Genomic DNA, 10334 nt, shown 5'->3' with positions numbered 1-10334 from the left:
CGCCCGCGCGAACTGCGCGCCCGCCTCTGGTACCCCGCCGCCCCGGGCGCCCGGGGCCCGTACGCGCCGTGGATGAGCCCCGCCGAGACCGCCCACCTGCAGGCCGACTACTTCGCCGTCCCCGGCGCCCGCCTCGCCTGGCCCGCCACCCACGCCCGCCCGGACGCCCCCGCCGACCGCACCCGCCGCCACCCCGTGGTCCTCAACTCCCACGGCTCCGGCGCCGACAGCGCCTTCAACACCGCGCTGGCCGAGGAACTCGCCTCCCACGGCCACGTCGTCGCCGCCGTCGACCACACCTACGACGCCGGGGAGGTCGAGTTCCCCGGCCACCGCCTGGAGGTGCGCGACAAGGCCCGCGTCCAGGCGATGACCGACGCCGCGATCGTCGCCTACCGCGCCGCCGACGTGCGCTGCCTGCTCGACCGCCTGGCGGCCGGCCCGCTGCCCGCCGGCCTGGACGGCGCCCTCGACCTCGGCGCCGTCGGCATGTTCGGCCACTCCATGGGCGGCGCCACCACCGCCCACGCCCTGCACGAGGACCCGCGCATCCGCGCCGGCGCGGTCCTGGACGGACCCCTGTTCGGCCCCGCCGCCACCGCCGACCAGACCCGCCCCCTGCTGCTGATGGCCTCCGCCTGGGACAGCCCCGCCCGCGACGCCATGTGGGACACCCTGTGGCCGCACCTGACCGGCTGGCGCCGGCGCCTGACCCTCACCCGCTCCGGCCACCTGTCCTACTGTGACCTGCAACTGCTCGTCCCCCAGGGGCAGTCCGTCTTCGCCTGGCCCGCCGACCGGCTGGAGCACTTCCTCGGCGCCGGCGACCCGCAGCGCGCCGTTGCCGCCCAACGCGCCTACCTCACCGCCTACTTCGGCCTCCACCTGCGCGGCATCCCCGCCCCGCTGCTGGACGCCCCCGCGCCGCAGTGGCCCGAGATCCGCTTCGACGCGTGAACCCTCGCCGCCGGCAGGGGCGTTCGGCCCGCTGTGCGCCGCCCCGAGGCCCGGGACCGTGGCGTCTCGCGCCGAAACCGCCACCGTCGGGATCGACGGTGGCGGCGCGGGCGCGGGAGCGGGTGCGTCAGTACGGGAGCGGGCGGTTCTCCCGGGCCCACAGCTTCTCGGTCTCGCTCTGCTCCGGGGGCGGGGTGAGGCCGTCGATCATCCACAGGTTCCGCGGCGTCTCGTCGACGTGGAACTCGCAGTACAGGCCGCGGTCGGTGGTGTGGGGCGCGAGGAGGGCGGCGAGCGCCTCGCGGGTGCGCCTGCGCAGGTCCGGGTCCTCGGTGTGGCGGGCGATGTGCTCGACCACGACCCGTACGGCCGCGCCGTGCGGTTCGCCGCCGACGTGGAAGGAGTCGGCGGCGACCTCGTGGAAGAGGACCACCACGTAGAACTTCGGCAGTCCGAAGCGGGTGTAGAAGCCCGTGATGTCGGTGGAGAGCTGCTTCTTCTGCCCGGGGTCGTAGGTGCCGGGCGGGTGGTAGACGTGCCACAGGGGCATGGCGGTTCCTCCTGGTCGTCGGTCGGGTCGGGGTTTTTCGTCGGCGGTCGGGCCGGTGGTCCTGCCGGGGTGTCAGCGGCGGCCGAGGACGGCCAGGTCGTCCACGGGGCCCGACAGGGCGGCCTTCAGGGCCCGGGTGGCGTCGTCGACCAGCACCTCGTGCTCGCCGCGCTCGACGCCGTCCAGGACGGCGCGGGCCACCTCGGCGGGCGGGATCTTGTCGACCGGGACGGCCGCGACCATCTCGGTGTCCGCGAAGCCCAGGTGCACGCCGACGACCTGCGTGCGCTGGGCGGCGAGCTCCAGGCGCAGCGAGTTGGTCAGGGACCACAGCGCGGCCTTGGAGGCCCCGTAGGCCCCGGCCCCGGCGCCCCAGGACAGCAGCGAGTGGATGTCGACCAGCGCGCCGCCGCCGCGGGCGGCCAGCACCGGGGCGAAGGCCTGGGCGATGCGCAGCGGGCCGAGCACGTTGGTCTCGAAGGTGTCCCGGACCAGCGCGAGGTCGGCGCTGAGCAGCGGCGCCGGGTACAGGACGCCGGCGTTGTTGAAGACGATGTCGACGTCGTCGGCGCGGGCCGCGAGGGCGGCCACCGAGGCGTCGTCGGTGACGTCCAGCGCGAGGACCTCCACGCGCGGGTCCTCGCTGGTGTCGGGGGTGCGGGCGGTGGCGTAGACCTTCTTCGCGCCGCGGGCCAGCAGTTCCGCGGTGAACGCCCGGCCCAGGCCCCGGCGGCCTCCGGTGACCAGGGCGGTGGAGCCTTCGATCACGGTCATGGTGCATCTCCTCGCTCTCGGGGCGGCACGGGCCGTCGCCGGCGGGTGCCGCAGCATTTAGATTATTACCATCATCTAAAGGGGATGGGAAAGTGGACGCACCAAGTGGAAGCACCGACCGGACGCACCACGCGTCGTACGAGAGGGAAGGAGCCGCGGCATGCCCCGCGTGTCCCGCGCCGAGGCCGAACGCACCCGCAACCGGGTCGTCGACCACACCGCCCGCCTGATCCGCGAGAAGGGCGCCGACCAGGTCAGCGTCCCCGAGGCGATGGCCGCCGCCGGACTCACCCACGGCGGCTTCTACCGCCACTTCGCCTCCAAGGACGACCTCCTCGCCGAGGCCCTCACCGCCGCCTTCACCGAACGGCGCGACGCCATGGAACAACTCGCCGACCAGCCGCCCGCCCGGCGCACCCCCCGCGCCGAGTTCCTCCACCGCTACCTGTCCGAACTCCACCGCGACCACCCCGGCCACGGCTGCGCCGCCGCCGCCCTCGCCGCCGACGCCGCCCGCACCGAACCCGGCACCCCGCTGCGCACCGCCTACACCGCCGGACTGCGCGACCTCGTCGACGCCCTGGCGGCCCTGCCCGAACCCGCCGAACGGCAGGAGGCGCTCGCCGACCTGTCCACCATGGTCGGAGCACTGCTGCTCGCCCGGGCGAGCCAGGACCCCGACCTGTCCGGGGAGTTCCTGGCCGCCGCCCGCCACCGCCTGGCCGTCGGAGACGGGGACGGGGACGGAGACGGGGACGGGGACGGGGACGGAAACGGGGGCGGGGAGCCGGCGACCGCGTAGGGTCCGTACGTACGTGGACCTGGCGAAAGGACGGACCGTGCCGATCAGAGGCGTGCTCTTCGACGTCGACGACACCCTGTTCGACTACTCGGGCTCGGAACGGGCGGGCATCCTCGCCCACCTGCGCCACCTCGACCTCCTGCACCGCGTCCCCGACCCGCAGACGGCGGTGGCGCTGTGGCGCGAGGTCCTGGACGAGCAGTACGCCCGCTTCCTGGCCGGGGAACTCACCTTCACCGGCCAGCAGCGCGAACGCGTCCGCCGCTTCCTCGCCCGCCTCGGCGAGGACACCGCCGCCATGCCCGACGAGGCCGCCACCGCCTGGTTCGCCGGCTACACCGCCCACCGCGACGCCGCCTGGACCGCCTTCCCCGACGCCGCCCCCGTCCTCGCCGCCCTCGCCCCCACCCACCGGCTCGGCATCGTCTCCAACGCCCCGATGGACCAGCAGCGCCCCAAACTCCACGCCACCGGCCTGCTGCACCACTTCGCCGACACCGCCCTCGTCGGCTCCGACCGGCCCGGCGAGGCCAAACCCGCCCCCGCCATCTTCCTGACCGGCTGCGCCCGCCTGGGCCTGCCCCCGCACGAGGTCGCCTACGTCGGCGACAGGTACGACCTGGACGCCCTCGGCGCCCGGGGCGCCGGCCTGCGCCCCTTCTGGCTCGACCGCGCCGCCTCCCGCACCCCGGTCGACGACGGCATCCACGTCCTGCACACCCTGGCCGAACTGCCCGCCGCCCTGCGGACCTGAGCCGGGGCCGCCCGGTCGCGCGGGAAGTCGGCCCGGCCGGCTTCCCGCGTCGCGGGGAGTGGGCGCGCTGCGCCGCTCGCCCCGCGCGCGGGCGTCCCGGTCGGCCGCTCAGTCGTCGAGGCCGAACAGGGCGCGGCAGCCCTCGTCCAGGCCGGTGACGGTGACCGGGGTGCGGGCGTGCCCGGCCCAGGCCTCGGGGGTCAGGCGCAGGCGCTGGGAGACCACCACCCGCCCGTCCAGGACGTCGCGGTCGATGCCGTCGCCGCGGTAGCCGAGCCGGCGCGAGACGGCCAGGGAGGAGTGGTTGTCGGAGAAGGACAGCGACCTCGCCGACCGCGTCCCCAGCTCCGCGAAGGCCAGGTGGAGCATCGCGGCGCGCATCTCGGTGCCCAGGCCCTTGCCCTGGAACTCCAGGCCGAGCCAGGAGCCCGAGACGATCTCGCGCCGCACGCCGAACTCCTTGGCGCGCATGTCCTGGATGCCCACCGGGCGCCCCTCGTGGAAGGCCACCAGGTTCAGCGCCCAGTCCTGCGCGCTCCAGCGCCCCAGCCGCCGCCAGTGCAACTGCACCACGTGCCGGGCCCGTTCGGCCGGCGGCAGCTCGCCCCACGGCGTCAGGAACGGGCGCTCCTCGGGCGGGTGGACGCCGCGGGCGGCGACGTCGGCCACCTCGGCGAGTTCGTCCTCGGTGGGCAGGCGCAGCTCCAGGCGGGGCGAGGACACGCGCAGCCCCCGCAGGGGCCAGTGGTCGATGATCATCGAGCCAGTGTGCCCAGCCCGCCCGCGCCGCGCACCGCCATTTCCACCTCGCCTTCACGTCCGCCTCCGCCCCGAATCCACCTCCCGGGGGACAGCGGTGGCGACCCGACTTGACGCGCCGTCACCTACAGTCGTGCGATGAGCGCACGAAGTGATACTCGGCTGGTCGGAGGACCGCCACCCCCGCACCGCCTGCCCACCCTCACCTCCCTGCGCTTCGCCGCCGCCCTCGCCGTCTTCCTCTTCCACGCCTTCCTCATCGCCGACCCGCTGCACCCCGGCGCCCCGCTCGGCTTCTTTGCCGACCCCCGCCTCGCCGCCGCCCTCGCCCACGCCACCTCCAAGGCCGGCTACGCCGGGGTCTCGTTCTTCTTCGTTCTCAGCGGTTTCGTCCTGACCTGGTCGGCGCGCGAGCGCGAACGCCCCGCCGCGTTCTGGCGCCGGCGCCTGGCCCGGATCTACCCCAGCCACCTGGCGATGTGGGCGGCCGCCGCCCTCCTGTTCGCCTGGGCCGCCCCGGTGCGCACCTGGCTGCCCAACCTCCTGCTCGTCCACGCCTACTCGCCCGACCCGGACATCAACTCCGGGATGAACATGCCCAGTTGGTCGCTGTGCTGCGAGGCCCTGTTCTACCTGCTCTTCCCGCTCCTGCACCGCGCCGTACGGCGCCTGCCCGCACGCGCCCTGCTCCCGGCCCTGGCCGCCGCCCTGCTGGCCGCCGCGGCCGTCGCGGGAGCCGACGCGGTCCTGCTGTCCGACCGGCCCCGGATCCCCCAACTGCCCGTCTCCCTCGACCAGCTGTGGTTCGGCTACCTCTTCCCGCCGGCCCGGCTGCCGGAGTTCGTCCTCGGCATGCTGCTGGCCCGCGCCGTCGCCGCCGGCCGCGCCCCGCGCGTCCCCCTGGCCGCCGCCGCCCTCCTGGTGGCGCCCGCCTACGCGCTCGCGCTCGCCGTCCCCTCGCCCTACGACTTCGTCCTGCCGATGGTCCTGCCGCTCGCGCTGGTCATCTGCGCCGCCGCCCAGCACGACCTGCGGCGCGGCGCCGGGGACCCGCCGCCGCGCCGCCCGGCCCAGTGGCTGGGCGCCGTCTCCTTCGGCTTCTACCTCTGCCAGGGCGTCGTCCTCTTCCACGGCCGCCCCCTGCTGTTCGGCGACCGCACCTACCCCGCGCCGCTCGCCGCCCTGCTGACCGTTGCCGCCTTCGGCGCGACCCTGGCCGCCGGGGCCCTCAGTCACGCCCTGGTCGAGCGCCCCGCGGTACGGCGCCTCGCCGGCCGGGCGGCGGGAGCCGGCTGAGGGACGGCGGTGCGGGCGAGGGGCGCGCCGTTCAGTCCGTCGGCCAGGCCCGCAGGTCGGCCAGGGTGAGTGTCCGGAAGCGGCCTTCGCCGTCCCCCATGACGAGCAGTTGGAACTGCTCGGGGTCCGACCACGGGAGCCGCGCGGCGATCCGGGCGAACTCGGCGAACGGCAGGTGGTTCAGGGCGCCGCCGTAGAGGTGGGGAGGCCGCTTCGTGCCGCCCCAGGGGTGCTCCTCGGTGGAGATGTTCCGCAGGCTCCGGCGGACGGGCCGTCAGCGGCCAGGGGCGGGGCGGACGGGGGCGTCGGGGGCGTCGAGGGCGGCGACCTCGCGCACCGCGTCGGCGATGGCGCGGAAGTCCTTCTTCAGGATCGCGCCGTGGTTGCTGGGCACCTTCGCGCTGATCCGGATGTGCGGGTTGCGCGCGGTGACCGCCGGCAGGGCCGCGCGGATCAGCTCCTGCTCGTCGCCCTTGCTGCCCAGCGAGGTCCCCGAGGCGACCACGTACCGGGTCGGGACGGTGATGGCGTCCAGCACCGGGCCCAGTGCGGCGGCGCTGCCGATCCTGCCGAGTTCGATGTTGGACTCCGACATCTGCCGGTGGGTCATCCGCGGGGTCAGGCCGGTGGGGCGGGTCAGTGCCATGAGCGGTGCCCACCGCCGGAACTGCGTGCGGATGCGCTGCTCCAGTTCCTCGGTCAGCCAGTCGTAGGGCAGCGCGCCGTCCACCAGGACCGCGCCGACGGCGCGGCCCGGGTTGCGCGAGGCCCAGTGCGCGGCGACGAACGCCCCGTAGGACCAGCCCACCAGCAGGGCCCGCCGCACGCCGCGGGCCGCGAGGACGGCGTCGACGTCCCGGACGGCGGCCTCGAAGGAGTAGTCCGCGGAGCGCTTCGACGTCCGGCCGCGGGCCCGCTCGTCGTAGGTGATGTGCCGCAGGCCCGGGCCGAGGTCGGCGAGGACGCGCCGCCAGTAGCCCTGGGTGGCGAACTGGCCGTTGAGGTAGAGCACGGGCAGGCCGGGGCCGCCGGTGTCGGTGGCGGCCAGGGCGGTGTCGTCGACCGGCACCAGGCCGGTCCACGGGGCAGGTCCGGTCGCGGGTGCGGTGCTGTTCGTCATGGTGTCCCCCTTGGACGGGTGTCGGGCCCCGGGACGGGGTCAGAGGCTGCGGGCGGTGATGTCGCCGTGGGAGGTGGTGGCGCGGATGTCGAGCACGGTGGCGCCGTCGTTGCGCAGGGAGTTGGCGACGCGGCCGTGGCCGGTGCCGGCGTCCAGGGCGGCGCAGACCCCGGCGGCGGCGCCGACGGTGATGCTCCCGGACTGGGTGCTCAGCTCGACGGTGCCCCGGTGGGCCTCGGTGACGCGGATGTCGCCCCGGGTGGTGCTGATCCGGGCGGGCCCGCCGAGGCGGCCGACCTCGACGTCGCCGTCGACGGCGCTCAGCTGCAGGCTCGCCGCCTCGTCGACCTTGGTGTGGCGGTACGCGCCGTCGAAGGCGACGTCGCCCAGGCGGCCGACGACGCGCAGTTCGGCGGCCGCGGCCTTGCCCCGTACGGCGGAGCCGGCCGGCAGCTGGACGGTGACCTCCAGGGAGCCGGTGGGGCCGAGCAGCTGGCCGCCGGACGCGGAGGTGACGATCCGCAGGACGCCGTCCTCGTAGGCGACGGCGGTCTGCTCGGCGGCCCGGACGTCGCGGCCCTTGCCGGGCTCGGCGGCCCGGACCTCGACGGTGGTGTCGACGCGCTCGGCGGCGATGAACCGCACGCGCCCGCCGGGGATGTCCAGGACGACGGTGACCGGGGCGGGGGTGGCGAACTTCTGCATGCTGCGCTCCTGTGCGGTTTCGTTCCATCGGTGTTTCCGACATTGGAAACGCTACGTTGCTTTCAAGATCTCGGCAACTAGTTCGTTGCGTCAAAGTGGCGTAATAGCAGGTGGATAGCGGGAAACTGTTGCAACGGACGCACGGGTAACGCAACGGACGCCATCCCGATCATTGCAATGGTCTGAAGGTGAACGCTAAGGTGGGGGCCGACCGGGAACCACACGGCCGACCGGGAACCACCCGGCCACCACCACCGAGGAGAACGCGATGCCGGGAGGCAGGCTCACCCAGCAGGAACGCCGGCAGATCGCCCTGGGGCTGGCCGACAGCCTCCCCTACGCCGAGATCGCCCGACGCCTGGAACGCCCCACCTCGACCGTCACCCGCGAGGTCATGCGCAACGGCGGCCCCGTCGCCTACCGCGCCGACCTCGCCCACCGCGCCACCGAACACCGCGCCCAGCGCCGCCGCCCCGCCCCCACGGCCGGCCCACGACCCGGCACCCACCCCCACGGCCGCGACGACGAGGCCGTGGCCGCCTACGAGGAACAGCTCACCACCGTCCTCATGGGCTCCGGCCTCAACCGGATGGGCGCCCGCGTGGTCACCTGCCTGTCCACCACCGACGCCGGCAGCCTCACCGCCGCCGAACTCGCCCAACGCCTCCAGGTCAGCCCCGCCTCCATCTCCAAGGCGATCGCCTTCCTGGAGAGCCAGAGCCTGGTGCGCCGCGAACGCGACGAACGCCGCCGCGACCGCTACATCGTCGACGACGAGCTCTACTACCAGGCCGTCATCGCCAGCGCCCGCGCCAACGACAGGGTCATCGAGACCGCCCGCCAGGGCGTCGCCGTCCTCGGCCCCGGCACCCCCGCCGCCGTCCGCCTGGAGAACATCGCCCGCTTCCTCGACTTCATCAGCGAAAGCATCGTCCGCGCCGCCGAACAGGCCCGCGAAGTCCTCCACACCAAACCCGCGACTGTTATCAAGAGCGAGGCCCCGGAGTAGGAAGTCGACCCCGCCGACTTCCCGCTCCGGGACCGTGAAGGGTCAGGCCGCCCGGCGCAGCGCGGCCTTCTCGATCGTCCGCACCCGCCGCCACGTGTACACCCACGCGTCGATGTCCCGCACCCCGCAGATCTGCAGGAAGTGCCGCACCTTCTCCATCTGCGGAAGGGACGTCGCGTTGAGCATGTCGGAGATCGTGCTGCGCCGCAGGACCTTGCCGTAGGCCGTATGCCGCTGCTGGTGCAGCCGCGCGCTGCGCTCCTCCAAGTGGCGCAGCGACGGCTCGCCGGCCCAGACCCTGACGTCCTCCAGGCCCTCGACGAACTCCCGCGCGGTGGAGATCAGCACGGGATCGGGCTCGCCCGCGGCCGGGACCGGTACGCGCCAGTCGGGGGCGGGCGGCGTCTTGTCGGACGTCCGCGCACGGATGGGGAGTTCCGCCATCGCTTCCTGGTGAAGGAGCAGCGCGCGCTGATAGGCGCGCTCGCCCACGTCCATCGCGTGCAGCAGCGCTCGCAGCTGCCCCTCTGAGGGCAGAAGGCGCCCCCGGACGACCTCGAACATGATGGAGGGGGACATGCCGCTCCCGCGTGCGAGCTCTTTCAAGGATCGCCCGGAAACGGATCGACGGTGACTCTGCAGCTCGTGCGCGAGCTCCTCGCGTGCGTTCATCGCCGCCCCCGCGCGGCCGTGCCGGAGGCCTCGACGGCGGCGGTGACGATGACGGTCACCAGCGCCTCGACGGCGTACCCGAGGACGATCAGGGCGATGACGCCGGCCAGGGCGACCGCGAGGAACGCGGCGGACAGCGCGGCCCGCCGCAGGCCGGAGCCCTCGGCGGGCGGGGTGGCGGGCGGCGGCGTGCGCCGTACCGCGCATCGGAGTTCGAGCAGCACAGTGGTCCCTTCTGAACCCTCAACCCGGACGTGGGGATTGCCGTCCCCTGGGCCACCCGGCGGGTGGTTGGGCCAGATCATGCGCGGGCCGCGAGGCGCCGCGCAAGTTCCGGTCGGCGGCGGCAACCGGGCTTCGCGGAACGTGACTTGACCCGTCTTCGGGACGCGTTCGGACACCGCCGCCGCGCCGCCGGCGCGCACGTGTCCGAAGCCGTCCGAGACCGTCCGGGCGCCCTCGGGCAGGTCGCCGGGATCGCGCCTGCTCGGGGCGGTCCGGCGTCCGGGAGTGTCCGAAGCCGTCCGACCGGCTTGGTCGCAGCGCCGCCGGCTGCCACAGTGCAACCCGAGAGCCCTTCCCCTCAACCCGGACGGTCTCCCCGGGCGGAGCGCTGTTGCCGCAGCCCCGCCGTGACGCGGATCACATCGGAGAAGGCCTGCCCCCGTCCAGGGAGCAGGCCTTCTCCTCGTTCCCTCCGGCCGGTCAGGGCGTCAGGAGCAGCCGCCCGCGCAGGCCTCCGGCCTCCAGGCGGCGGTGGGCGTCGGCGGCGTCGGCCAGCGGGAGGGTGTCGGCGACCCGCAGGGTGAGGCGGCCGTCGGCGGCGAGGCCGGACAGGCGGGCCAGCGCCGGGCCGTCGGCGGTGATCCACACGTTGGCGACCCGGATGCCGCGCAGGGCCACCGGGGCGCTGCCGGCCGCGACCGCGACGAAGGC

Annotated in this window: 13 protein-coding genes; 5 read left to right on the top strand and 8 right to left on the bottom strand. The window is 74.8% G+C overall.

Annotated elements, in window-relative coordinates:
- Nucleotides 1-957 (top strand): alpha/beta hydrolase (locus AE652_RS25015; RefSeq protein ID WP_049655323.1); only part of this gene is annotated, 957 nt, incomplete at its 5' end.
- Between the two features lie 127 nt (nt 958-1084).
- On the opposite strand, the gene AE652_RS25010 is transcribed toward AE652_RS25015, so the two are convergent.
- Complete coding sequence (locus AE652_RS25010; protein ID WP_049655321.1) at nt 1085-1507, bottom strand: tautomerase family protein; 423 nt, start codon at nt 1505-1507, stop codon at nt 1085-1087.
- Nucleotides 1508-1579: 72 nt separating this feature from the next.
- On the bottom strand, nt 1580-2281 hold the full coding sequence (locus AE652_RS25005) for an SDR family oxidoreductase (protein WP_049655318.1): 702 nt from the start codon (nt 2279-2281) through the stop codon (nt 1580-1582).
- Between the two features lie 160 nt (nt 2282-2441).
- Between AE652_RS25005 and AE652_RS49300 the strand changes: the two genes are divergently transcribed.
- Both AE652_RS49300 and AE652_RS24995 read left to right on the top strand, forming a co-directional pair.
- Nucleotides 2442-3083, top strand: coding sequence for a TetR/AcrR family transcriptional regulator (locus AE652_RS49300; protein WP_063780258.1), 642 nt, complete (start codon nt 2442-2444; stop codon nt 3081-3083).
- Nucleotides 3084-3120: 37 nt separating this feature from the next.
- Nucleotides 3121-3837, top strand: coding sequence for an HAD family hydrolase (locus tag AE652_RS24995; protein WP_049655315.1), 717 nt, complete (start codon nt 3121-3123; stop codon nt 3835-3837).
- A gap of 108 nt (nt 3838-3945) precedes the next feature.
- Here AE652_RS24995 and AE652_RS24990 read toward each other — a convergent pair whose 3' ends face one another.
- Complete coding sequence (locus AE652_RS24990; RefSeq protein WP_049655313.1) at nt 3946-4596, bottom strand: GNAT family N-acetyltransferase; 651 nt, start codon at nt 4594-4596, stop codon at nt 3946-3948.
- Between the two features lie 138 nt (nt 4597-4734).
- Between AE652_RS24990 and AE652_RS24985 the strand changes: the two genes are divergently transcribed.
- Nucleotides 4735-5892: an acyltransferase gene (locus AE652_RS24985; protein WP_049655310.1), complete on the top strand. Its 1158-nt coding sequence runs from the start codon at nt 4735-4737 to the stop codon at nt 5890-5892.
- A gap of 274 nt (nt 5893-6166) precedes the next feature.
- On the opposite strand, the gene AE652_RS24980 is transcribed toward AE652_RS24985, so the two are convergent.
- Both AE652_RS24980 and AE652_RS24975 read right to left on the bottom strand, forming a co-directional pair.
- The gene (locus AE652_RS24980) at nt 6167-7012 is read right to left on the bottom strand and encodes an alpha/beta fold hydrolase (RefSeq protein WP_049655308.1); all 846 of its coding nucleotides are present in this window, start codon (nt 7010-7012) and stop codon (nt 6167-6169) included.
- 39 nt (nt 7013-7051) lie between these two features.
- Nucleotides 7052-7717 (bottom strand): DUF4097 family beta strand repeat-containing protein, encoded by a 666-nt coding sequence (locus AE652_RS24975; protein WP_049655306.1) that lies wholly within the window; start codon nt 7715-7717, stop codon nt 7052-7054.
- Nucleotides 7718-7985: 268 nt separating this feature from the next.
- On the opposite strand from AE652_RS24975, the gene AE652_RS24970 reads away from it, so the two are divergent.
- Nucleotides 7986-8726 carry a helix-turn-helix domain-containing protein gene (locus AE652_RS24970; RefSeq protein ID WP_049655303.1) on the top strand — a complete coding sequence of 247 codons (741 nt, stop codon included), beginning with the start codon at nt 7986-7988 and terminating at the stop codon, nt 8724-8726.
- Between the two features lie 42 nt (nt 8727-8768).
- Here AE652_RS24970 and AE652_RS24965 read toward each other — a convergent pair whose 3' ends face one another.
- From AE652_RS24965 to AE652_RS24955, 3 genes are all read right to left on the bottom strand, one after another.
- Nucleotides 8769-9398 (bottom strand): helix-turn-helix domain-containing protein, encoded by a 630-nt coding sequence (locus tag AE652_RS24965; protein WP_159028551.1) that lies wholly within the window; start codon nt 9396-9398, stop codon nt 8769-8771.
- Entirely contained in the window at nt 9395-9622 is a 228-nt protein-coding gene (locus tag AE652_RS24960; RefSeq protein WP_049655298.1) for a hypothetical protein, read from the bottom strand. The genes AE652_RS24965 and AE652_RS24960 overlap by 4 nt, the downstream gene beginning before the upstream one ends.
- Before the next feature lie 481 nt (nt 9623-10103).
- Nucleotides 10104-10334: zinc-binding dehydrogenase (locus AE652_RS24955; protein WP_049655297.1), on the bottom strand; the 231-nt coding region annotated here is incomplete at its 5' end.

Source organism: Kitasatospora sp. MY 5-36 (assembly GCF_001182915.1).
Classification (GTDB): domain Bacteria; phylum Actinomycetota; class Actinomycetes; order Streptomycetales; family Streptomycetaceae; genus Kitasatospora.
The sequence above is the reverse complement of the archived record's forward strand: the minus strand, read 5'-3'. Positions and strand labels throughout refer to the sequence as shown.